Source organism: Pseudomonas sp. AO-1 (genome assembly GCF_019775695.1).
GTDB classification, from domain to species: domain Bacteria; phylum Pseudomonadota; class Gammaproteobacteria; order Pseudomonadales; family Pseudomonadaceae; genus Aquipseudomonas; species Aquipseudomonas parakoreensis.
The window spans coordinates 4,291,912-4,317,144 of the sequence record NZ_CP079947.1 but is presented as its reverse complement, the minus strand read 5'-3'; the positions used below and the strand labels follow the sequence as shown (position 1 = coordinate 4,317,144).

General features: G+C 63.4%; 12 protein-coding genes and 1 pseudogene. 6 read left to right on the top strand and 7 right to left on the bottom strand.

Annotated elements, in window-relative coordinates:
- Positions 1 to 111 precede the first annotated feature (111 nt).
- The 3 genes and pseudogenes from KVQ82_RS19705 (at position 112) to mnmH (ending at position 13,050) form a co-directional block, all read left to right on the top strand.
- Positions 112 to 10,631 (top strand): annotated as a pseudogene (locus tag KVQ82_RS19705) (autotransporter-associated beta strand repeat-containing protein).
- A 281-nt stretch (positions 10,632 to 10,912) separates the two neighbouring features.
- On the top strand, positions 10,913 to 11,947 hold the full coding sequence (gene selD / locus KVQ82_RS19700) for a selenide, water dikinase SelD (protein WP_222015316.1): 1,035 nt from the start codon (positions 10,913 to 10,915) through the stop codon (positions 11,945 to 11,947).
- Positions 11,947 to 13,050 carry a tRNA 2-selenouridine(34) synthase MnmH gene (mnmH, locus tag KVQ82_RS19695; protein ID WP_222015314.1) on the top strand — a complete coding sequence of 368 codons (1,104 nt, stop codon included), beginning with the start codon at positions 11,947 to 11,949 and terminating at the stop codon, positions 13,048 to 13,050. The genes selD and mnmH overlap by 1 nt, the downstream gene beginning before the upstream one ends.
- Before the next feature lie 133 nt (positions 13,051 to 13,183).
- Here mnmH and KVQ82_RS19690 read toward each other — a convergent pair whose 3' ends face one another.
- Entirely contained in the window at positions 13,184 to 13,858 is a 675-nt protein-coding gene (locus tag KVQ82_RS19690) for a histidine phosphatase family protein (protein WP_222015313.1), read from the bottom strand.
- Positions 13,859 to 14,083: 225 nt separating this feature from the next.
- On the opposite strand from KVQ82_RS19690, the gene KVQ82_RS19685 reads away from it, so the two are divergent.
- Entirely contained in the window at positions 14,084 to 14,782 is a 699-nt protein-coding gene (locus tag KVQ82_RS19685; protein WP_047291489.1) for a glutathione S-transferase family protein, read from the top strand.
- A 240-nt stretch (positions 14,783 to 15,022) separates the two neighbouring features.
- On the top strand, positions 15,023 to 15,997 hold the full coding sequence (gene hemB / locus KVQ82_RS19680; RefSeq protein ID WP_041074196.1) for a porphobilinogen synthase: 975 nt from the start codon (positions 15,023 to 15,025) through the stop codon (positions 15,995 to 15,997).
- A 129-nt stretch (positions 15,998 to 16,126) separates the two neighbouring features.
- On the opposite strand, the gene KVQ82_RS19675 is transcribed toward hemB, so the two are convergent.
- Together KVQ82_RS19675 and KVQ82_RS19670 are read right to left on the bottom strand one after the other, a co-directional pair.
- Positions 16,127 to 17,662 (bottom strand): FAD-dependent oxidoreductase, encoded by a 1,536-nt coding sequence (locus tag KVQ82_RS19675; RefSeq protein ID WP_222015312.1) that lies wholly within the window; start codon positions 17,660 to 17,662, stop codon positions 16,127 to 16,129.
- Positions 17,663 to 17,875: 213 nt separating this feature from the next.
- Positions 17,876 to 20,080, bottom strand: a complete 2,205-nt coding sequence (locus KVQ82_RS19670) for a TonB-dependent siderophore receptor (RefSeq protein ID WP_222015310.1) — start codon at positions 20,078 to 20,080, stop codon at positions 17,876 to 17,878.
- A gap of 279 nt (positions 20,081 to 20,359) precedes the next feature.
- Here KVQ82_RS19670 and KVQ82_RS19665 point away from each other — a divergent pair, with 279 nt between their 5' ends.
- On the top strand, positions 20,360 to 21,442 hold the full coding sequence (locus KVQ82_RS19665; protein WP_108182245.1) for a DUF1615 domain-containing protein: 1,083 nt from the start codon (positions 20,360 to 20,362) through the stop codon (positions 21,440 to 21,442).
- Positions 21,443 to 21,449: 7 nt separating this feature from the next.
- Here KVQ82_RS19665 and KVQ82_RS19660 read toward each other — a convergent pair whose 3' ends face one another.
- From KVQ82_RS19660 to KVQ82_RS19645, 4 genes are all read right to left on the bottom strand, one after another.
- Positions 21,450 to 22,151, bottom strand: a complete 702-nt coding sequence (locus KVQ82_RS19660; protein WP_222015309.1) for an anti-sigma factor — start codon at positions 22,149 to 22,151, stop codon at positions 21,450 to 21,452.
- Positions 22,148 to 22,684, bottom strand: a complete 537-nt coding sequence (locus KVQ82_RS19655; protein ID WP_222015305.1) for a sigma-70 family RNA polymerase sigma factor — start codon at positions 22,682 to 22,684, stop codon at positions 22,148 to 22,150. The genes KVQ82_RS19660 and KVQ82_RS19655 overlap by 4 nt, the downstream gene beginning before the upstream one ends.
- A 226-nt stretch (positions 22,685 to 22,910) precedes the next feature.
- Complete coding sequence (locus tag KVQ82_RS19650) at positions 22,911 to 23,432, bottom strand: DUF3455 domain-containing protein (RefSeq protein ID WP_108182248.1); 522 nt, start codon at positions 23,430 to 23,432, stop codon at positions 22,911 to 22,913.
- Between the two features lie 196 nt (positions 23,433 to 23,628).
- Entirely contained in the window at positions 23,629 to 25,233 is a 1,605-nt protein-coding gene (locus KVQ82_RS19645; protein WP_222015303.1) for an ABC transporter ATP-binding protein, read from the bottom strand.

Sequence of the window (25,233 nt, the reverse complement as noted above, 5' to 3'; positions counted from 1 at the left end):
TGTCACCCATAACGCGGTTTTGTGATGACCGTCGCAGTCTTGATTCGCGTGTGGAATAAGCCCGACTTGCACGCCTTCAAGGAAGAATTTGGCCACGACAAGGAGTAGCCCGTGGAAGCAAGGTTTGGTGTCGCCCTCGTTTCGCGTTTTTCCCCTCTTTCCCTTGCCGTGCACCTGAGCGTTGCCGGACTTTTGTTCGGTGGGGTCAGCGAGCAGGCGCTCGCGACATGCTCGGCGGCAGGTTCGACGATTACCTGTTCGGGCGTCCCGACGCTGCCGCTGTTTCTCAATGACTACAGCAGCGCCACCAGCGGCTTGACGGTCAACGTCAACTCCGGGGCGCAGATGAACGCGACGCTGGGTGGCAAGGTCATCAACCTGACCGGGGCCAATATCAACCTGAACAACTCCGGCACCCTCGACCCGGCGTTGCTGGGCCTGGTCTCGATCCTCAGTGGCGGTGCGTTCATCGGTACCGGCGCGACCAGCACGGTGAGCATCGTCAACAACGCCACCGGGATCATTCGCGGTACCGGCATGCTGCTCGGTCTGAACCTGACCAGCATCGACGGGCTGGGGATTGGCGTGAACAACTCGGTGTCGGGCACCACGACCATCACCAACGACGGCACCATCACCTCCACCGGACTGTCGGTCGGCGGCATCACCCTGGCCGATACCCCGGTGGTCGGGGTGTATGGCGGTTCACAAGTCAACATGACCAACAGTGCCAGTGGCACGATCAACGGCCGGATTGCGTTCGAGACGTCAGTGGCGGGCAACACCTTCACCAACGCCGGCAACATCACCGGCGGTGTGTCGATGGGGGCGGGCAGCACCAACACCTTCTACGCGATCACCGGTTCCAGCGTGAACGTCGGCGACGGTGTACAAGTCTCCGTCGGCCTCGGGGGCCTGATCGGCATCAACCTGACCTTCGCCCCGACTGGCACGATCGATGGCGGCGCAGCGGGCACCAACACGCTGATCCTGCAAAACCCGATCGGCCTCGGCGGCGGCACCACCGGGACCGGCACGGCGTCCAGCGCGACCTACGTCAACTTCAACAACCTGACCCTCAACAGCGGCACCTGGACCTTGCAGGGGCCGTTGGTCAGCGGCGCGACCACGCTCAATGGCGGTGTCGCGCAGTTCAACGACAACGCGGCGTTCGGCAGCGGCGTGCTAACGTCCAACGGCGGGATCCTGCAGGCCAGCAATGCCGGTTTGACGCTGGCCAACCAGATCAATCTGGGTGTCGGCGGCCTGACCCTGCAGGGCATCAACGGCACGACCCTCAACGGTGTGATTTCCGGCAGCGGCGGCCTGACCAAGATCGGCAGCGGTCAGCTCAACCTCAACGGCATCAACACTTACACCGGCAACAGCGTGCTCAATGGCGGTGTAGTGCTGGTGGGCAACAACCAGGCGTTCAGTACCGGTGGCATCACGGTTGGCGGCTCTTCGAGCATCTCGGCAACGACGCCCATTTCGCTGGCGAACGCGATCACGCTCAACAGCACCCTGACTGCGACCGGCACTGGTGCGCTGACCCTGGGTGGGGTGATCAGCGGCGCCGCCAACCTGACCAAAACCGGCAGCGGCAGCCTGACCCTCAACGGCAGCAACACCTACACCGGGATCACCAGCCTCAGCGCCGGGACCCTACGCGTGGGCAACAATAACGCCTTGGGCACCGGGGTGCTCAACACCAGCAACGGCACCAGCCTCGACAGCACCGGCAACGTGACCCTGGCCAACAACGTCGGCATCACCGGCGCGTTGAACGTGCTCGGCAGCAATGCCCTGACCCTGGGCGGTATTGTGTCCGGCACCGGCGCGATCACCAAAAGCGGCAGTGCCAGCCTGACCCTGACCGGCAACAACACCAACAGCGGCACCACCGCGCTCAACGGCGGCAGCTTGCTCGTTGGCAGCAACACCGCCCTCGGCACGGGCGCCTTGAACGCGGCGGCGGGCACCACGCTGGATGCGACCACCGCGGTGACCCTGGCCAACGCTGTCGCGCTGGCGGCGGATCTGACCCTCGGCGGCACCCAGGCGCTGGGCCTGAGCGGCGTCATCAGCGGTGCCGGCAACCTGATCAAAAATGGCACCGCGAACCTGACCCTCAGCGGCAACAACACCTTCTCCGGCGGCACGGCGCTCAATGCCGGGACGCTGATCGTCGGCTCCAACACCGCACTGGGCACTGGCGCATTGACCACGGCGGCGGGCACTACCCTCGACGCCAGCACCACCGTGGCGCTGAGCAACGCGGTCGCCCTTGGCGGTAACCTGAACATCGCCGGTAACGCCAACCTGACCCTCGGTGGTGTGGTCAGTGGCAGCGGCGGGCTGACCAAGAACGGCGCGGCCAACCTGATTCTCAACGGCGCCAATACTTTCCTCGGTGCTGTTGCGTTGAACGCAGGCACCATCACGGCGGGTGCCAACGCTGCGCTCGGCAGCGGCGATATCACCGTCGGCGGCGCTGCGACCCTCGACAGCATACAGCGGTGACGCTGAACAACAACGTCATTCTCAACAACAATCTGGGGATCGGCGGCAGCAACGGGCTGACCCTCGGTGGCGTGATCAGTGGCGCCAGCCAGTTGACCAAGAACGGCAGCGCCAACCTGACCCTCAACGGCGCCAACACCTTCACCGGTGGCACCGCGCTCAACGCCGGCAGCCTGACCGTCGGCAACGGCGCGGCACTCGGCACCGGTACGCTGACCGTGGGCGGCGCGGGCGCAACGCTCAACAGCAGCACCAACGTGACGCTGAACAACGCGATTGCCCTGAACGCCAACCTGACTGCCGGCGGCGCCAACCCGCTGACCCTCGGCGGCGTGATCAGTGGTGGCAGTAACCTGATCAAGACCGGTTCTTCGACCCTGACCCTGACCGGCAACAACACCTACACCGGCGCTACGTCGCTGAACGCCGGGACACTGATCGTCGGTTCCAACACCGCCCTCGGCACCGGCGTGCTCAACGCCGGCAACACCACCACGCTGGATGCCAGCACCGCGACGAGCCTGGCCAACAACGTCAACCTCGGTGGCAACGTGACCGTCGGCGGCAGCAACGCGCTGACCCTCGCGGGCGTGGTTTCCGGCGTCGGTGGGTTGACCAAAAGCGGCCCCGCCGACCTGATTCTCAACGGCGCCAACACCTACTTCGGCAACACCGCACTCAACGTCGGCAAGCTGATTGTCGGCAGCAACACCGCGCTGGGCAGCGGCGCATTGAACGCAGCGGCGGGCACCACGCTGGACACCAACACCGCCGTCACCCTGGGCAATCAGGTCAACCTGGCCGGGGCGCTCAATGTGGGCGGCAGCGCGGATCTGACCCTCACCGGAACCGTCGCCGGGGCTGGCAGCCTGGTGAAAAACGGCGCGGCCAATCTGAGCCTCAACGGCACCAACACCTACGTCGGCGGCACCACACTGAATGCCGGTACGGTGACCGTCGGCAATAGCTCGGCCCTCGGCACCGGTGCCTTGACCGTCGGTGGCGCAGCAACCCTCGACAGCAGTTCGCCGCTGGCCAGCCTGGCCAACGCGGTCGTGCTCAATGCGGCCCTGAGCGTCGGCGGCACCCAGGACCTGACCCTCGGCGGCGTTACCAGCGGCACCGGCCAGTTGATCAAGAACGGCGCGGCCAACCTGACCCTCAACGGCACCAACACCTTCAGCGGCGGCACCACCCTCAATGCGGGTACGCTGACACTGGGCTCGGCCGCTGCATTGGGCAGTGGTGGCCTGACCGTCGGTGGCGCTTCGACGCTGGATACCAGCACCGGCATGAACGTCGGCAACAACATCACCCTCAACGCCGGCCTGACCCTGGCCGGCAGCAACACCCTGAACCTGAGCGGCGTGATCGATGGCGCCGGCAGCCTGACCAAGGACGGCTTTGGCGATCTGACGCTCAGCGGCAACAACACCTTCACCGGTGCGCTGAACATCGCCTCCGGCAGCGTCACCACCGTGAGCAGCGGGGCGCTCGGCAACACTTCCGGCGCCAACATCAGCGCCGGTGCCAATCTCTATCTCAACAGCAGCGCCAGCCTCAACGGGCTGAGCGGCAGCGGCAGCGTGCAGGTCGCCGGCGGCAACACGCTGACCGTGGGCGGCGTGAGCAGCACCAGCATCTTCGACGGCGACCTCGGTGGCAGCGGTACCCTGACCAAAGTCGGTACCGGGACGCTGAACCTCACGGGCAGCAACGGCATCACCGGCAACACCGAGGTCAACGGCGGCACGCTGAACCTTACCGGTTCGCTGGCCAGTACCCAGCTCAACGTCAACAACGGTGCGACCCTCACGGGGACCGGTTCGGCGCTTGGCGTCATCACTGTCAACAGCGGCGGTCATCTGGCGTTGTCCTCGGGCAACACCTTGTCCACCTCGTCGCTGATCCTCACGGCCAACAGCAATGTCGACGCAAGCCTCGCTACGCCATCGACCAGCTCGCTGATGAACATCGGCGGCAACCTGACCCTCGACGGTAACCTCAACGTCACCGATGCCGGCGGCTTCGGCGTGGGTGTCTATCGCTTGTTCAACTACATCGGCGCACTGACCGACAACGGCCTGACCGTGGCCGGTGTACCGGTGGGTTACGGCATTGGCGACATCCTTGTGCAGACCCTTGGCAATCAGGTGAATCTGGTGGTGTCGGCGCCTAACACCAATCTGCGCTTCTGGGACGGAAGCCAGACCATCCCGAACGGTAATGTGGACGGCGGCAGCGGCACATGGACTGCCGGCGGCACCAACTGGACCAATTCCAACGGTACGCTGAACCAGACCTGGGCCGGCGACTTTGCGGTGTTTCAGGGCACGGCCGGTACGGTGTCGGTCAACGGCACGCAACTGTTCACCGGAATGCAATTCCTCACCGACGGCTACAACGTGGTCAACGGCACGTCGGGTCTGCTGACTGCCGTCAATGGCAGCGGTGGAACCACCGCGATGCGGGTCGATCCGGGCGTGACCGCCACGGTCGGCGTGAACATCGACGGCAGCGGCATCCTCAACAAACTTGACGCCGGCACCCTGGTGCTCAACGGCGCCAACAGCTACACCGGCGGCACACAACTGGATGGCGGCACCCTGGTGGTCGGCAGCAACACCGCGCTGGGCAGCGGAGCGTTGATCGCCAACGCCGGCACGCAACTCGACAGCAACACCGCCGTAACCCTGGCCAACGCGGCCACCCTCAACGGCAACCTCACTGTGCTCGGCAGCAATGCGCTGACCCTCAACGGTGTCATTTCCGGCACTGGCGGCTTGATCAAGAACGGTTCGGCCAGCCTGACCCTCGGTGGCAACAACGCTTTCCTCGGGCCGGTGGCGCTGAATGCGGGAGGTTTGATTCTGGCGTCGAACAGCGCGCTGGGCTCGGCGACCCTGAACGCGGCGAACGGCACCACCCTGGATGCCGGCGGCGCCTTCACGGCGGGTAACGCGATCAATCTGGCGGGCAACCTTGGTGTCGTCGGTAGCAACGACCTGACGCTGAGCGGCGCGATCAACGGCGCTGGCAGCCTGACCAAGAACGGCGCGGCCAACCTGATCCTGAGCGGGGCCAACAACTTCCTCGGCGGCGTCACCCTCAACGCCGGCACCCTGACCGCCGGCAGCAACGGCGCCCTCGGTCTGGGCAACCTGACCGTGGCCGGTGCCTCGGCGCTGGACAGCAACACCTCGGTGTCGTTGGGCAACAACGTGGTGCTCAACGCCAATCTGACCAACACCGGCAACAGCGACGTAGCGCTCAGCGGCGTGGTCAGCGGTACCGGCGGTCTGATCAAGAACGGCGCGTCCAACCTGACCCTCAACGGCATTAACACCTACAGCGGCGGCACCACACTGAACGCCGGCACCGTGACCCTCGGCACCTCGGCGGGCCTGGGCTCCGGCGCGGTGACCGTGGCGGGTGCGTCGACCCTCGACACCACGGCGCCGCTGGTGCTGGCGAACAACGTCAACGTCAATGCCAACCTGAGCGTGGCCGGCAACAACAATCTGACCCTCGGCGGTGTGATCGCCGGGGCGGGCACCTTGACCAAAAATGGCCTGGCCGACCTGACGCTGTCGGGCAACAACACTTTCAGCGGCACCTTTGATGTGCAGTCCGGCAGCTTGACCACGCTGGGCAATTCGGCGCTGGGCAGTAACGCCGGAGTCAATCTCGGCGCTGCGGCGACGCTGAATCTCGGCGGCTCCGGCAGCCTCGCCAGCCTGACCGGCAGTGGCACCGCACTGATCGGCGGCGGCAACACCTTGAGCATCGGCGGCAACAACGCCAGCAGCCTTTTTACCGGTGTACTCACCGGTACTGGCGAATTGAGCAAACTCGGTACCGGCACGCTGACCCTCGCCGGCCTCAACAGCCTGACCGGCAACACCACGGTCAACGCCGGCACCTTGAACGTCAGCGGCTCGCTGGACAGCGCCAGTGTGCTGGTCAACAGCGGCGGCACCCTGACTGGCGGCGGCTCACTGGGCGGTGCCGTGACCGTGGCCGATGGCGGTCACCTGGCCGGCGCCACCGGCAGCACCCTGTCGGTGAACTCGCTGGTGTTCAACGCCAATTCCAACTTCGATGTCGGCCTCGGTGTGCCGGTTTCCGGTGGCGGCAATGCGCTGGTCAACGTCGGTGGCAACCTGACCCTTGACGGCACCCTCAACGTCAGTGACATCGGCGGTTTTGGCAGCGGCGTGTACCGGTTGATCAACTACACCGGCGGCCTGACCGACAACGGCATGTTGATCGGCACGGTGCCGGGCAGCGTCACCCCGGGGGATCTGACCCTGCAAACCGCGCTGGCCAACCAGATCAATTTGCTGGTCACCGCACCGGGCGTCACCGTGCAGTTCTGGGACGGCAACCAACTCGTCGCCAACGGTTCGGTCGATGGCGGCAGCGGCACCTGGGGCACCGGCACCACCAACTGGACCGACGTCAACGGCACCACCAATCAGGCCTGGACCAATAATTTCGCAGTGTTCCAGGGCACAGCCGGCACGGTCACCGTCAACGGCGCGCAAACCATCACCGGCCTGCAATTCGTCACCGATGGCTACACCCTGCAGAACGGCGCGGCCGGTGCGCTGAACCTGGTCAACGGTTCGCTGGGTAACGCCACGGTGCGAGTCGATCCGAATGCCACCGCGACCGTTGGCGTAGCGCTCAACGGCAGCGGCACCCTCGGCAAATACGACAGCGGTACGCTGGTGCTCAATGCCGCCAACGGCTACACCGGTGGCACCGCGCTCAACGGCGGCAAGATTGTCGTCGGTAATAACGCGGCGCTGGGCACTGGCGTCTTGACTGCCGCTGACGGCACCGCACTGGACAGCAACGCGGCCGTCACGCTGGGCAACGATGTGGTGGTGAACGGTGGCCTGAGCGTCGCTGGCAGCAACGCCTTGACCCTCGACGGTGTGGTCAGCGGTGCAGGCAGCCTGATCAAGTCCGGCGCTTCGAGCCTGACCCTCAATGGCAGCAACACCTACAGCGGCGGCACGCAACTCGCTGGCGGCACGCTGGTGCTGGGCAACAACAGCGCCATCAGCAGCGGTGCATTGAGCGTGACCGGCAACGGCAGCCTCGACAGCACCTCGGCGCTGCAACTGGCCAATGCCGTCAACCTTGGTGGGCAACTGACCCTGGCCGGCAACCAGAACACCACGTTGCTCGGCGCCATCACCGGCACTGGCAGTCTGGTGAAAAACGGCAGCGGTGATCTCGTGCTCAATGGTGCCAACACCTACAGCGGCGGCACCACGCTGAACGCTGGCACGACCACTGGCGACACCAGCAGCCTGCAAGGCGCCATCGTCAACAACGCGGCGCTGACCTTCGCGCAGAACGCCGACGGCAGCTACACCGGCAACCTCACCGGCAGCGGCACGCTGAACAAAACCGGTACCGGCCAGTTGCTCCTGACCGGCAACAATACCTTCACCGGCAACACCTCGGTGCAGGCCGGCGACCTGATCGTCAACGGCGTGCTCAATAGCGCCAACGTCAATGTCGCCAGCGGTGCGCAAATCGGCGGCAGCGGGCAACTGGGTGGCAACGTGCAACTGGCCAGCGGTGCAACGCTGAGCGGTGGCGGCTCGGCCACGCCGTTGTCGGTCGGTGCGCTGGCGCTGTCCTCGGGGACCAACCTGGACTTCAGCCTCGGCTCGGCCGCCAGTTCAACCACGGTGGTCAACGTCGCCGGCAACCTGACCCTCGACGGTACGCTGAATATCAGCAACGCCGGCGGCTTCGGCACCGGGGTCTATCAACTGTTTCGCTACGGTGGCAGCCTGACCGACAACGGTCTGGTCTACGGCAGCCTGCCGGTGTCGGCGGCCAACCTGACTCTGCAAACGGCGATCGCCAATCAGGTCAACCTGCTGGTGCAGGGCACTCCGGGTGAAGTGCAGTTCTGGAACGGCGGCACCACCAATCCTGACGGCAGCATCGGTGGCGGCAGTGGCGTGTGGGGCCCGGGCACCAACTGGACCGATCCGAGCGGCACGCAGGCGCTGGCGGCCAATGGTCAGTTCGCGGTGTTTGGCGGTCAGCCAGGTGTGGTCACCGTGCAGGGCAATCAGAATTTCACCGGCCTGCAATTCCTCGTCGGTGGCTACAGCCTGGTGCCGGATGCCGGTGACACGCTGACCCCGGTCAATGGCCCTGGCGGCACGCCCGCACCGATCCGCGTGAATGCCGGTGCCAGCGCCCAAATCGATGTGCCGCTGATCGGCACCGGCGGGATCGAAAAGCTCGATTCCGGCACGCTGGTGCTGACCGGTGCCAATACTTACAGCGGCGGCACCACCGTCAGTGGCGGTACGCTGATCGGTAACACCACCAGTCTGCAAGGCAACATCACCGACAATGCCATGCTGGTGTTCCAGCAGAATACCAATGGCCAGTTCAACGGCGTCCTCAGCGGACTCGGGGCGATGGCCAAACGCGGCACCGGCACGTTGCTGCTGACCGGCAATCAACCGTTCAGTGGCACCGTCTCGGTCGATCAAGGCGTGCTGCAAGTCGGCAGTCGTGCGGCCCGGGCCTCGCTGGGTGGGCAGGTCACTGTCGCCAACGGTGCAGGCCTGAGCGGTAACGGCAGCGTCGGTTCGGTGGTCAACCACGGGATGGTGGCTTCCGGTGGCGCTGAAGGTACCTTGAGCGTGGCCGGCAACCTGACCAATGCCAGTGACGGTGTGTTGGCGCTGACGGTCAGTTCGCCAACCGCCACGCCGTTGGTGGTGGGGGGCACGGCAGCCCTGGGTGGTGGTCTGGTGGTCAACAGCCTCGCGCCGTTCACCGGTAATACCACTTACTCGCTGATCACTGCGGGCGGTGGTGTGACCGGCACCTTCAGTGCCGCTGATCTGCCGCAGTACGCGTTCCTCAGCAGCTCGCTGGTCTACGGTGCAGATTCGGTCACCCTGGCCGTCAGCCGCAACGGCAACTCGTTCGCTGACGTCGCCGCCACGGGCAATCAGCGCGGCACCGCCACGGCACTGTCCAATAACGGTGCGGCCGGCGCGGCGTTGCAGAACCAGATCGTCAACCTCAGCGTGGCCGGTGCGCGCAATGCGTTCGACAGCCTCTCCGGGGAAATCCACGCCAGCACCGCCAGCGCCATGCTTGAAGACTCGCGCTTCATTCGCGAGGCGGTCAACGACCGCATGCGCCAGCCATCGTGCAGCGCTGCGGATGATCCGCGTCGTACCCTGGCACCGAGCGACACGCAACTGAGCAGTAACGGTTGCCACGGTGAAATGGTCGGCTGGATCCGGGCCATCGGTGCCTGGGGCGACATGGGCGGCGACAGCAACACAGCCAAAGTCGATCGCAACCTCGGCGGTTTCATGCTCGGCACCGACAAGGCGCTGGATGACAACTGGCGTGCCGGGATGGCCGCCGGCTACACCCGCAGCAACCTCAACGCGCATGATCGCAACTCGGACGCCAAGGTCGACAGCTACCACTTGGCCGGTTATCTGAACTCGCAATTCGATGCACTGGCGGTGCGCCTCGGCGCGGCTTACAGCTGGCACAGCATCGAGACCAAACGCGACGTCAGCGTCGGCAGCTACAACGATCGCCTGAAGGCCGATTACGACGCACGCAGTGCGCAGGTGTTCGGTGAAGTGGGTTACGCAATCAACGCGGCAGGCGTCGCCATCGAACCGTTTGCCGGGCTGGCCTACGTTAACTACAACAGCGACACCGGCAAGGAAAAAGGGGGAGTGGGGCGCCTGAAGGCCGACGCCGATCAGGACATCACCTACTCGACCCTCGGCGTGCGCGTCGGCAAGTTGGTGACCCTGGCCAACGGCAGCCAGCTGACACCACGCGCGGCCATCGGCTGGCGGCACGCCTACGGCGACACCAAACCTGACGCCGACCTGACCTTCATCGACGGCGGCGCCTCGTTCAGCACCCAGGGCGTACCGATTGCCAAGGACAGCGCACTGCTCGAAGCCGGCATCGACTTCCAGGTCACCCCGACCGGCAAGCTGGGCATCGGGTACTCGGGCCAGGTATCGAGCGACAACAACGACAGCGCGTTCAACATCAGCTTCAGCCAAAGCTTCTGAATCATGGTCGAAGTACTTTAGCCGCCCGAAAGGGCGGTTTTTTTTGGGAGGCAGAATAGAGCGGCTTTATATGTCCGGCGATGAAGTGGCGGTGACCGCTCGATAGCCTTCGCGAGCAGGCTCGCTCCCACATTGGCTCTCTGTCACCCACCGACTCTGTGTCCACTGGAGATCCCGTGTGGGAGCGAGCCTGCTCGCGAAGAGGCCCGGACAGTCAGCGCAAAAATCTGCCGGCCCGCGCTCTGCTAGAATCCGCCCCATCAACTGCCAGAGACTCTCCCATGAGCGAGCCGATTCGCCTGACCCAATACAGCCACGGTGCCGGTTGTGGCTGCAAGATTTCCCCGCAGGTGCTGGAAGTGATTCTGGCCGGTAGCGGTGCGCAGAACCTTGACCCGAAACTGTGGGTCGGCAATGCCTCGCGTGATGACGCGGCGGTGTACGAGATTGATGCCGAGCGCGGGGTGGTATCGACCACTGACTTCTTCATGCCGATTGTCGACGACCCGTTCGACTTCGGCCGTATCGCCGCGACCAATGCGATCAGCGACATCTATGCCATGGGCGGCGACCCACTGATGGCGATTGCGATCCTCGGCTGGCCGGTGAATGTGCTGGCGCCGGAGGTGGCGCGGGAAGTGATTCGCGGCGGGCGTGCGGTGTGCGACGCCGCCGGCATTCCGCTGGCCGGCGGGCATTCGATCGATGCGCCAGAGCCGATCTTCGGCCTGGCGGTGACCGGTCTGGTGGAAAAGCGCCACATGAAGCGCAACGACACCGCCACCGCCGGTTGCCTGCTGTACCTGACCAAGCCGCTGGGCATCGGTATCCTCACCACCGCCGAGAAAAAGGGCAAATTGCGCCCCGGCGACATTGGTGTGGCCCGTGACTGGATGTGCACCCTGAACAAGCCGGGCAGCCGCTTCGGCAAACTGGCCGGCGTCACCGCAATGACCGACGTCACCGGTTTCGGCCTGCTCGGGCACCTGGTGGAAATGGCCGATGGCAGCCACCTGACCGCTCGCATCCGCTACAACCATGTGCCGCGTCTGGACAGCGTCGAGTACTACCTCGAACAAGGCTGCGTGCCCGGTGGCACTCTGCGTAACTTTGACAGCTATTCGAGCAAGCTCGGCCGTCTGCAGGAGTTGCACAAGCGCGTGCTGTGCGACCCGCAGACCAGCGGTGGTCTGTTGATTGCGGTGACCCCTGAAGGTAACGATGAGTTTCTCGCCGTGGCCGCCGAACTGGGCCTGGACCTGGCGCCGATTGGCGAGCTGGTTGAGCGACAGACCCACGCAGTCGAGGTGATCTGATGTACCGCGACTGCACCGATTACCGCGACATTTTCCTCAACGACCGGCCGATGATGGACGCCCGCGCGCCGGTCGAGTTTGCCCACGGAGCATTTCCCGGCGTGGTCAACCTGCCGCTGATGAACGACCGCGAGCGCGAGCAAGTGGGCACTTGCTACAAGCAGCACGGACAACAAGCCGCCATCGCCCTGGGCGAGCGGCTGGTGTCTGCCGAGGTCCGGGAGCAGCGCATTCAGGGTTGGGTCGAGTTTGCCCAGGCGCACCCCGACGGCTACCTGTATTGCTTTCGCGGCGGCTTGCGTTCGCAGATCGTCCAGCAATGGATCAAGGAGGAGGGCGGGATCGATTACCCGCGTGTCGGCGGCGGCTACAAGGCCATGCGCACGTTCCTGCTGGAAACCATCGATCAAGCCGTGGCCGAGTGCGATCTGGTGTTGCTGGGCGGCATGACCGGTACCGGCAAGACCGAACTGCTGGTGCAGTTGCGCAATGGTCTGGATCTGGAAGGCCACGCCAATCATCGAGGATCGAGTTTCGGCAAGCGCGCCACCGGGCAACCGACCAATATCGATTTCGAAAACCGTCTGGCCGTTGATGTGTTGAAAAAACGCGCCGGCGGCGTCCAGCAGTTTGTGCTGGAAGACGAGAGCCGGGTAGTCGGCAGTTGTGCCTTGCCACTGCCGTTGTACCGAGGCATGCAAGTGGCGCCGATGGTCTGGCTGGAAGACAGCCTGGAACAGCGGGTCGAGCGGATTCTGCAGGACTATGTGATCAACCTGCACGCCGAGTTCGTCGCCGTGCACGGCGAGCAGGGCTTTGCGCTGTATGCCGAGCGGTTGATTGCTAGCTTGAACAATATCCAGCGCCGGCTGGGCGGCGAGCGCCATCAGCGGATGTTCCTGCAGATGGAAGAGGCCTTGGCCGAGCAGGCGCGCAGCGGATCGGTCGAGCAGTTCCGGGACTGGATCAGCGTGTTGTTGCGCGAGTATTACGACCCGATGTATGCGTTCCAGCGGGAGAAGAAGGGCGGGCGGATTGAATTTGCCGGGGAGCGCGGGGCGGTGCTGGAGTATTTGCGCGAGCGAGTGAACCAGCGGGTTTGAGGGTGGCTTTGCTGGCCCAATCGCTGGCAAGCCAGCTCCCACAGTGTTTTAGGGATGCTGTAAATGTAAGCATCACCCAAACCCTGTGGGAGCTGGCTTGCCAGCGATGAGGAACCGACAAACAGCCAATCCCTCAAGTCGGACAGGTCGCCTTGCCGTTATCCAGCCCCTGCTTGTAGCTGTGACTCTGCAGGCTGGCCTTGCCGTTGTGCCAGGTCAGGGTCAGCACATACAGCGTATCGAAATCGCCCGCCGCCCAGTCGTCGGTGATGGTCTGCTTTTCGCCGACGGCCTTGCCGGCAACCTTGTTGATCAACTCCGGCAGATAACCGTGCGACCACGCGGTGTAGATCGTCGCGTTGTGGTACTTGTCTTCGGTCAGTTCCCGCGCCAGGTCACTGGTATCGTTGGCGGAGAACTCGATGTTCACCGGCAGGCCGAGTTTGATCGCGGCGGGGCTGATAGTCATCAGCGGGCGGATGTAGCTGTAGGAGTTGTCCCGTTCGCCTTCCTCGACATTGCGTGTCGGGTCGGCGGCGAACACGTAATCGGCCTTGCCGAATTTTTCCGGCAGCAGGGTCGACAGCTCGATCGCCCGGTTCAGGCCCTGGCAGTTGAGCTGGCCGAGGCCGCCGGCGGGCTTTTCCGCGTGGCGCAGGAAAACCAGGGTCTGGGTGCCGTCCACCGGCTGGGCGCGAATCTGGCTCGATTCGAGCGACAAGGTCAGCGCACTGACCGCCAGCAGGGAGGGCAGGGCCACGCAGGCGCGATGTTTGAAGCGTTTGGCGAAACTCATGAGGTTCGTCATTGAATATAGGATTCTTCAGCAAATTCGGTGGGGGCTGACCAACCCTTGCACCACGGGCTCCCGGCACCGGGTGTTGTCCATGTCGTGTGTCGCGCTTCCGTTACGAAGGGCATAGCTCAGAGTCCTCTGAGGCCGGTTTGGTTCATGCACATTAGCCGCAGGATGTTACGGTTCGTGTAGCTCCTACATTATGATCAGTGCTTTCCATGTGACTGGATGTTTCCCATGACCGATCTGTCCGCGTTCCCGATCACCCAGAAATGGCCGGCGCAGTACCCCGACTGGATTCAGCTCTATTCCCTGCCGACCCCCAACGGCGTCAAGGTCTCGATCATGCTCGAAGAGATCGGCCTGCCGTACGAGCCGCACCGTGTGGGCTTCGACACCCAGGATCAGATGTCACCGGAATTCCTCTCGCTGAACCCCAACAACAAGATCCCGGCGATCCTCGACCCTCACGGCCCCGAGGACCAACCACTGGCGCTGTTCGAGTCCGGCGCGATCCTGATCTACCTCGCCGACAAGAGCGGCCAGTTGCTGGCCCAGGAAGGCGCGCTGCGTTACGAGACGATTCAGTGGCTGATGTTCCAGATGGGCGGTATCGGCCCGATGTTCGGCCAGCTCGGTTTCTTCAACAAATTCGCCGGCAAGGACTACGAGGACAAGCGTCCGCGTGACCGCTATGTCGAGGAGAGCAGACGCCTGCTCAACGTGCTCGACAAACGTCTGCAAGGGCGCGACTGGATCATGGGCGAACGCTACACCATCGCCGACATCGCCACGTTCCCGTGGGTGCGTAACCTGATCGGCTTCTATGAGGCCGGGGATCTGGTGGGAATCAGCAATTTCCCGAATGTGACCCGGGTGCTGGAGCGTTTTCTGGCGCGGCCGGCGGTTGTTCGAGGCCTGACCATTCCCTCGTAATCAACACCAATCCCTGTAGGAGCTGCCGCAGGCTGCGATCTGTTGATCTGGTTTTCTAAAAACAAAGTCAAAAGATCGCAGCCTGCGGCAGCTCCTACAGGGGAATGTGGGTTGTCTGACGGATTATTGCGCACCCGGTAATGCTGTCTTGATTGATCCAGGTTTGTACCTGCGCCCAGCGAAGGCATAAGCTTCGCCCCCTACGACTTTCGTCTCATCTTCCGATTTCAGGAAAGCCCCATGTCCAGCCAGTTCCCCGAAGCACGTCCCCGCCGTCTGCGCCGCAATGCGAGCCTGCGCAGCCTGTTCCAGGAAACCGAGTTCAGCCTGAATGATCTGGTGCTGCCGATTTTCGTCGAAGAAGAAATCGATGACTTTGTGCCGATCAAGAGCATGCCCGGGGTGATGCGCATTCCCGAACGCAAGCTGGCCAGCGAAATCGAGCGTTATGCCCGTGCCGGGATCAAGTCGGTGATGACCTTTGGCGTGTCCCATCATCTGGACGCCAATGGCAGCGACACCTGGCGTGAAGACGGCCTGGTCTCGCGCATGTCGCGAATTGCCAAGGACGCGGTGCCGGAAATGATCGTGATGTCCGACACCTGTTTCTGCGAATACACCGATCACGGCCACTGCGGCGTGATGCACAACCACGAAGTCGACAACGATCAGACCCTGATCAACCTCGGCAAGCAAGCCGTGGCGGCGGCGCGTGCCGGTGCTGACGTGATCGCGCCGTCGGCAGCGATGGACGGTCAGGTGCGGGCGATCCGCCAGGCGCTGGACGCCGCCGGTTTCACCCAGATTCCGATCATGGCCTACTCGACCAAATTCGCCTCGGCGCTGTACGGCCCGTTCCGCGAGGCCGGCGGCAGTGCGCTGAAGGGTGACCGCAAAAGCTATCAGATGAACCCGATGAACCGCCGCGAAGCCCTGCGCGAATCGCTGCTCGACGAGCAGGAAGGCGCCGATGCGCTGATGGTCAAACCGGCCGGTGCGTACCTCGACATCATCCGCGACATTCGTGAAGCCTCGAACCTGCCGCTGTCGGCGTATCAGGTCAGCGGCGAGTACGCGATGATCAAATTCGGCGCGCAGGCCGGCGCGATCGACGAGGACCGTGTGGTGCGTGAAAGCCTGGGCGCGATCAAGCGCGCGGGTGCGGATCTGATCTTCACTTATTTTGCGATGGATCTGGCGTTGGCCGGGATCTGACGAATACCGCAGAACCCTTGTGGGAGTTGGCTTGCCAGCGATTGCGTCGGCACAGTCAAAATCAATATTGGCTGATCCATCGCTATCGCTGGCAAGCCAGCTCCCACAGGTATTCAGGGTGTTCTTGGGTCAGGGGCTGTTGAAGAACGGCCGGATGCCGTGATCGCGGAAATACCGCTCAATTACCTTCGGATCCGCACTGTTGTCGGCAATCGCCACATAGGTATCCGGGCGCAGCAGATAAAACCCGTTACGCCCCAACCCCGCCGTGTCAAACGCCGGCCGCCAGTCGAACACGTGCAGCGACAGATGGTGTTCATTGCACCAGGCGATCATCTCGTCGCTGGTGTCGCCGTACACGTGCACCTGCCAGCAGGGCTGGCGCAGCGGCTCGAAATTATCCCCCTCACCATCATGCGCCCACGGCAAGCGGTCGCCGCCGTGGACGTGGCCGGCCGTGCCCTGGCTCAGCGGCATGCCGCGATAGTTGAGGGTGACTTGCGAAACGGTGCGAAAAAGGAATTCGCGGCTGGCCTCGAACGTGGCCATTTTCGGGATCAGAAACGGTGCCAGGCGCGTGCGCAGCAGATCGGCGATGCGCCCCTCGGCGGTGACGAAAGTGAATACCTTGTCGGTGGTCGACACCAGCCGCCGGGCGAAGGCGATGCGCTCGGTTTCGTAAGTGTCGAGCAGCTTCGCCGTGGCGCTGCCGTTGAGCACGGCGGCGAGTTTCCACGCCAGGTTGATTGCATCGCCAATCCCAGTGTTCATGCCCTGGCCGCCGGCGGGGCTGTGCACGTGCGCCGCGTCACCGAGCAGAAACGCCCGACCGCTGCGAAAGTGCTCGGCCACGCGGTGATGCACGCGGTAGGTGGAGAACCAGTTGACCTCGTCGATGTGCACGTTCAGGTGCTCGATGGCGCGGCGGCTGACGTCGGCAAATTGCAGGGTTTCGGCGCGGTCGGCACGTTCGTCACGCACGGTGCCGATCAGTCGGGCGCGGCCTTCACCGGCCAGTGGAAACACCGCAAGGAAGTCCGCTTCATCCAGATCCAGGTGCAGCTCACCGTTCATCGCCGGGCCGCTGGCCTTGACGTCGGCGACGTAGAAAATCTGCTGATAGGTGCCGCCGGGAAAACCGGTGTCGAGGGTTTTGCGCACCACTGAGCGGGCGCCATCACATCCCGCCAGATAGCAGGCCTGGCAGATTTCCTGTTCGCCATCGGGCAGGCGCAAGTGCGCGGTGAGTCCGTCGCCGGTCTCTTCGAAACTTTCCAGAGTGGTGTCGCGTTCGACGGTGACGCCGTAGTCTTCGAGACGCTCAATCAGCAGCCGTTCGTGCTGGTCCTGGGGAAAGATTTCGATGAACGAGTAGGGCGTCAGGCCTTCGCCGATGCGCTGCAGCGGCAACTGCGCAACCGGTTTGCCCTTGACCCAGAAATGCGCCGCCGCGACCTTGTGCCCGTTGCGCACCACGGTATCGGCCAGATCCAGCTGGCGATACAACTCCAGCGTGCGCGCCTGCACCGCCAGCGCCCGCGAAGTGGTGCCGGGCGCGGACGTCTTGTCGATGATGCGCACGCGCACGCCCAGTTTGCTCAGCCACAGAGCCAGCACCAGACCGGTCGGGCCGGCGCCGATGATCAGTACGTCGCTGCGGTGCATGAGCCTGTCCTCCGTTGGCTGTGCAGCAAGTATGGATCAGATGGAAAGGCTAGCCAGTGCCGGACTCTTCGCGAGCAAGCTCGCTCCCACAGTCGAACGCATTCCGATGTGGGAGCGAGCCTGCTCGCGAAGGGGGCTTACCACCCGCCACAAAAAACAAAAAAGGCCCCGCAACGTTAAAGCTGCGGGGCCTTTGTTACGACGGGATGACGCTTAGAAATCGATTGTCCCCGACAACTTCGCCACCCGCGGCTCTCCCTGGGTCAGATAGCCGCCCTGCGCCGATTCCCAATACTTCTTGTTCGCCAGGTTTTCGACGCCCAGACGCAGGGTCACGTCTTTCTGCGCGACCTTGAAGGCGTAACGCGCACCGGCATCGAAGCGATTCCAGGTCGGCAGGCTGAGGTTGTTGGCCGCGTCGGCGTACTGGCCGCCGGTGCGCAGCATCCGCGCATTCAGCGCCACGCCTTGCAGGCCCGGTACATCCCAGTCGGCGCCGGCGTTGAACTGGAAGCTCGACACGCCGATGGCGCGGTTGCCGTCGTTGGCGCCGTTCTGGGTGTTGCGCAGTTCGGTGTCCATCAGGGTCAGGCCGCTGATCAGACGCAGGCCGTTGATCGGCTCGCCGAACACGTTCATCTCTACGCCTTTATTGATCTGCTCGCCTTCACGCACGTAGGTGCAGGTGGTGGCGCTGTTGATTTCACAGTAGCCATCGCTCGGCTGCTCGATGCGGTACACGCCCAGGCTCGCGCCGTAAGTGCCCATGTCGACCTTGACCCCGGCCTCGGTCTGTTTGGAACGCGCCGGTGCGTAGACTTCGTTGCCGTTGGTCACGCGCAAGCCGCCGGTGCTGGTCGGCGAAGTCGGGCCTTGCGCCAGACCTTCGATGTGGTTGGCGTAGAACGACACGTGCTCCCATGGTTTGAAGACGATGCCGTAGACCGGTGTGGTGATCGATTCGTCGTAGCTCGACTTGCGGCTGCCGCTGCCGTAACTGGCGTAGTTGTAGCCTTGCACCACCAGTTGCTGACGACGCAGGCCAGCGGTGATCAGCAGGCGATCGTCGAAGAAACCGAGGGTGTCGGAGAGCGCTAGGCTGCGGTTGAAGGTCTTGCCGACGATGCCCGGATCGCTGAGGTCGCCGCCGGAAAAGTTGCCGACCGGCGACGGGGTTTCCACCGGGTGGTAGATATTGTTGGCGTACTGGGTCAGGTCGAAATCGTAGGCGCTGCGCTGTTCGGCCCACAGACCGCTGAGGCCGAAATTGAGCTTGTGGCTGACCGCGCCGGTGTTGAATTTGCCGTTGAGGCCGGCCATCAGGCTGGTGTTGTCCTCGTCGTGGGGGATGAACGAGCCGGTGGTGTACGAGGCGCCGTTGTTGCCCACCAGCGTGGTCGAGTTGTAGCGTCCGACTTCGCGGGTGTGCTTGGCGCCGCCAGCAACATAAGCGGTCCAGTTGTCGTTCAAATCGTATTCGGCGCGGAGCATGCCGAAGGTGTCTTCGATGTCGGTGTAGCCCCACTTTGGCGCGTAGTTGGTGTCGGCCGACGGCGCGTCCGGAATGTGCGTGGCGGTGCCGAGGTTGACTGAGTTGCGGCCACCGTTGACGCGTTCTTTCTGGTAGGCGAAGTCGCCGGAAATACGCAGCGCGTCACCGCGATAATCGAGGCCGATGGCGAACAGTTTCGAACGCTGGTTCTCGTGATCGATGCCGGTGTCGCCTTCGCGCTGGGACAGGTTGATCCGCGCGCCAAAGCGGTTGTCTTCGCCGAAACGCTGGCCGATATCGAGGTGCTGACCGATCCGGCCTTCGCTGTTGATGTCGGTGGTGTAGCGGCGCAGCGGCTCGTCGCCGGCACGCTTGGGCTGCAGGTTGACGCCACCGCCGATGCCGGAGCCGGTCGGGGTCACGCCGTTGATGAAGGCGTTCGGGCCTTTGAACACTTCCACGCGCTCCAGGGCGTCGCTGGAAATGATCTGCCGGGGCAGCACGCCGTACAGGCCGTTATAGGAAATGTCGTCACCGTTCAGCGGCAGGCCGCGGATCATGAACACCTGCGCCTGGTTGGAGTAGCCCGAAGCCTGACGTACCGAGGCATCGTTAAGCAGGACGTCGGCGACGTTTTCCGCTTGCTGATCCTGAATCAGCTGTTCGGTGTACGACGCGGCGCTGAACGGCACGTCCATCATGTCCTGGTTGCCGAGCACGCCGAGTTGACCACCACGGGCGACCTGACCACCGGCGTAGACCGGGGGCAGGGCGTTCGGCGTCGGTGCCTGGGCGTTGACGTTGACATTGTCGAGCACCAGCGCCTTGCCGTTTTCATCGGCAGCGTGGGCGGTGACCGTCAGGGAGCACAGCAGGGCGAGAAGCGTCGGGCGGAACGGGACAGAGAGGCGAACTGAAGCGGGCATGTGTTCGTACCTGGAGGCGCAGGGCCGGTAAGAAAAAATAGGGCAGCGCGGGGAACTCCTTGCGCAAATACGACTCCAGGTGCAAATGATAGGAGTTCGCAGTAACGTTTTGCAATCAGTTTGTCATCAATCCGAAAAACACATTCACCTGTAGGAGCTGCCGCAGGCTGCGATCTTTTGACTTGGTTTTTAAAAGACAAGATCAAAAGATCGCAGCCTGCGGCAGCGCCTACACGGATTGTGTATGGTGTCCGGGCTTAATGGACTGGATGGAGCAACATGCGATTACTCATTACCCTCGCTGCGCTGCTGGCGCTCGCCGGTTGCGCCGGCCAGCGCAGTCAGGAGCCGGCGCCGCGTGCGCCGGCTGAAGTGAAGGCCGAAATCGTGCGGCTGATGCCGGCCAAGGTGCCCGACCGCGAGGGCTGGGCCACCGACATCTACGCCGCGTTCGCCGCTCAGCACATCAGCCCGACCACGCAGAATCTCTGTTCAGTGCTGGCCGTGGCCGAGCAGGAATCGACCTATCAGGTCGACCCGACGGTGCCGGGGCTGGGCAAGATTGCCCGCGACGAAATCGACCGTCGTGCCGCCAAAGTGCATATCCCCGGCCTGTTGGTCAGCGGCGCGCTGCAAGTGCGCTCCACCAACGGCAAGACCTACAGCGAACGCTTGAACGCGGCGCGCACTGAAAAAGAACTCAGCGCCATTTTTGACGACTTCATCGGCAGGGTGCCGATGGGCCGCACCTTGTTCGGCGGCTTCAACCCGGTACACACCGCCGGACCGATGCAGGTCAGCATCGAATTCGCCGAGCAGCACGCCAAGGACTATCCATACCCGGTAGACGGCACGATCCGCCACGAAGTGTTCACCCGCCGAGGCGGCATGTACTTCGGCATCGCGCATTTGCTTGGCTACCCGGTGAGTTACCGCGAGCCGCTGTACCGCTTCGCCGACTTCAATGCCGGCTGGTACGCCAGCCGCAATGCCGCGTTCCAGAACGCCGTCAGCCGAGCTTCGGGCATTCCGCTGGCGCTGGATGGCGACTTGATTCGCTACGACTCGATCATGCCCGGCAGCACCGAACTGGCGGTGCGCACCCTCGGCAAAGCGCTGGGCCTGCGCAACCCGACGATTCGCGATCAACTGGAAAAGGGCAAAACCCTGGAGTTTGAAGACACCAGGCTTTATCAACGGGTGTTCGAACTGGCCGAGAAGGCTGAAGGCAAGACCTTGCCGCGCGCGGTATTGCCAGGGATCGTCCTGCAGAGCCCGAAAATCACCCGCAAACTGACCACGGCGTGGTTCGCCAAACGCGTGGATGAGCGCTACAAGCGCTGCATGGCCAAGGCCGGTTGACGCGGGTTCAAAGCACTTTGACGGCGCGGCCGATCGCCTGAATCGGCCCGGTCGGTTTACCGATCGGCGAGCCATTGGCGCCTTCCAGCGTCAGCTCGAACAGCTGATTCGGTTGCAGCGGCGGCAGCTTGTCCAGCGGCACCGACAGCGCCTGACCCGGCTTGACCAGCCCCAGCGACACCGGCCCTTGCCAGCCGTCAGCCTTGGTCCAGAACTCCAGCGCCTTGTCCGCCGGCACTTCAACCACGCCCAGCGGGATCAGCTGAATTTCCCGGGCGTTGCTGGCCTGAATCACCCAGCCCGGTGCCTTGTCCTGCGGCGCGACCAGCACCACCAGATAACTGGGTTTCGGCGTGGTCTGGGTCAGCAGAATCGAGCCCAGGATCAGCGTCGCGGCCAGTCCGACCGCACTCAGCCCGCGCCACAGCGGCAGCAGATTCCACCATGAGGTGGGCGCCGGAGCCGGTGTTTTTCGTGAGAGTTGCTCGACACTGCGCTCGATACGCGGCCACAAGTGCGGCGATGGCTGCTGTGTCACGGCGAGATCGGTCAGGTCGAGCAAACGTCGCTCCCAGGCGTCCACCGCCGCTTGTAGCTCGGGCTCGTGGGGCAGGCGCCGTTGCACCGCTTCGCGCTCTGGCGCCGACAGGGTGCCGAGCACGTATTCACTGGCCAGTTCATCGCGTTCCTGCGCCGATTCAGTGGTCATCCCATGCACTCCCGCAAAGCGTTGAGGCTGCGTTTGATCCAGGCTTTGACCGTGCCCAGCGGCGTGCCCAACCGTTGGGAAATCTGCGCGTGGCTGTAGCCATCGACATAGGCGTGGAGGATGCAGCTTCGGCGTTGCGGGTCGAGCTGTTCCAGGCAGCGATGGATGCGCCCCGAATGCGCCTGGGCATCGAAACCGTCATCTTCGTTCGCGGGTATTTCATGATCTTCGCTGAACGGCGTTTCCCGAGCCTGATTGCGCAGCAGATTCAGCGCCAGATGCCGGGTCACGCTGAACATCCAGCCCCGCGCCGAACCGCGCGCCGGATCGAACTGCGCCGCACCGTTCCAGATCTTGATGAATGCCTCATGCACGATGTCTTCGGCCAGCGCCGTGTCACGTACCAGCCGCTTGGCCACGCCGAGCAGGCGCGGGCCTTCCTGCACATATAAATCGCGCAGGGCCGAGTGCTCGCCGCGGGCGCAGGCCGCGAGACGGGCTTCGTAATCGAACAGCGGTTCAGGCAAAGACATGGGGTGCAATCTAGCTCACATTCTTCAAACATCCAGCCAACAGTCTTCTACTGTGGGAGCGAGCCTTTGTGGTGAGGGGATTCATCCCCGACCGGCTGCACAGCAGCCGTAACCGTTGGTTGCGGTGAATTCCTGACTCCGCAGTTGCCGGATTTTGGGGCGCTTCGCGCCCCATCGGGGATGAATCCCCTCGCCACCAGTTCGCTCCCATAGGAGCATCAAGGAACTAGTTTGCCGCCCAGAAAATGTAGTCCGCCTGATATTTCACCACTTCCTGTTTGCCCTTGTTCGCCGCCGTGCATTCGCTGCCCGGGGCCACGCCGCCCTTGAGCGCGACACGCTGGATGTAACTCACGCCACTCATCGCGCCTTTGCCTTCGGCGGGGTTGGCCTTGACCAGTTGATAGGGCAGGTTGCCCGGGCTCGACGGGGCGACGGCCAATTGCGTACCGGTGACTTTCGAACCGTCCTTGGCCTGCCAGGTGGCGGGCGGGCCGAAGTAGGTGCCGACCTGCTGGCCGCTGCGATCATTGAGCACCGCTTTCGGGCCGACGAAGGTCCATTCGGTCTGCCCGGCCGCGTTGGGCTTGTCGCGGCATTCATAGGTGATCTCGCCGACGCCGGTGGTTTCCATGGCGATCTTGTGGCCTTCCGGGACTTTGATCGCGTCGGGATAGCTGCTCTGGGCGAAGGTTGTCGAGGACAGGGCGAGCAAACCGGTGAGGCCAATCAGTTGAGTGATGTTCATCTGTGTTATCTCTGAAAGGGGTAAACCGCTGACAGCCGAAGAGGGCTGCTACAGGGACTACCCGTGACGGAGGCGTTTGGATGCAGTGGCCGAAAAATATTCTCCAGGCCCCACCAATCCCCTGTAGGAGCTGCCGCAGGCTGCGATCTTTTGCTCTTGAAAAACAACATCAAAAGATCGCAGCCTGCGGCAGCTCCTACACAAGCTCGGCAGTTTTACGCGGGACGCTCAGGCCGGAGGCTTTCAGCAGTTCCTGGGTGTAGGGATGCTGCGGCGCAGCAAAGATCTCCCGCGACGCCCCTTGCTCGACCACCTGGCCGTCCTTGATCACCAGCAAGTCATGAGCCAGCGCCTGCACCACCGCCAGGTCATGGCTGATGAACAGATAGGTCAGCCCATGCTTGATCTGCAATTGTCGCAACAGCTCCACCACTTGTTTCTGCACCGTGCGATCCAGCGCCGAGGTCGGTTCGTCGAGCAGGATCAGCGCCGGCTCCAGCACCAATGCGCGGGCGATGGAGATGCGCTGGCGCTGGCCGCCGGAAAATTCGTGGGGGTAGCGATGGCGACTCTTAGGGTCGAGGCCGACTTCCTCCAGTACGCGAATCACCGCCGCCTCGCGCTCGGCCTCGGTGCCGATGCCGTGAGTCAGCAGGCCTTCGGCAATGATCTGCTGCACCGACATGCGCGGGCTCAGGCTGCCGAACGGGTCCTGGAACACCACCTGAATCTGCCGCCGCAACGGGCGCATCAAGCGCTGATTGAGCAGGCTCAGTTGCTTGTTGCCGAAGCGGATCTCGCCCTCGGATTCCACCAGCCGCAGGATCGCCTGGCCCAGCGTGGATTTGCCCGAACCGGATTCGCCGACAATCCCCAACGTTTTGCCGCGTTGCAGGCGGAAGCTGACGCCGTCCACCGCTTTGATGTATGCCTGTGAACGACTGAACAGCGCCTTGGGCAGTGGAAACCAGACCTTCAGATTATCGACCTCCAGCAGATTGTGTTGATACGCACTCGGCACCGGTACACCGCAGGGTTCCGCTTCGATCAACAAGCGGCTGTAAGGATGTTGCGGGGTGCGAAACAGCGTCTCGCAGTCGGCCTGTTCGACGATTTCGCCGTGGCGCATCACGCACACCCGTTGCGCGATGCGCCGCACCAGATTCAGATCGTGACTGATCAGCAACAGTGACATGCCCAGGCGTTGTTGCAGTTCGATCAACAGCTCAAGAATCTTCTGCTGCACGGTCACGTCCAGCGCGGTGGTCGGTTCATCGGCGATCAGCAGTTCCGGCTCATTGGCCAGCGCCATGGCGATCATCACCCGTTGCCGTTGTCCGCCCGACAGCTGATGCGGATAGGCTTTCAAACGCTGCAAAGGCTGGCGAATACCGACCAGTTCCAGCAGTTCGAGCGTCCGCTCACGTGCCGCGCGCCCCTTCAGGCCTTTATGAATTTCCAGCACTTCACTGACTTGCTTTTCCACCGTGTGCAACGGGTTCAGCGAGGTCATCGGCTCCTGGAAAATCATCGCAATCCGGTTGCCGCGTAAACCGCGCAGGTGTTGCTCGCTGGCCTGCAGCAAGTTCACCCCGTTGTAAGTAATCGAACCGCTGCTGCTGACGCTTTTACCCGGCAGCAAACGCAGGATCGAATGCGCCGTGACCGACTTGCCCGAGCCGGACTCACCGACCAGCGCCAGACATTCACCCCGGCGAATGTCGAGGTTCAAACCGTGCACCACGGCCTGCTCGCCAAAGGCTACGCGCAGGTCGCGAATCTCGATCAAATGGTTTTGCAT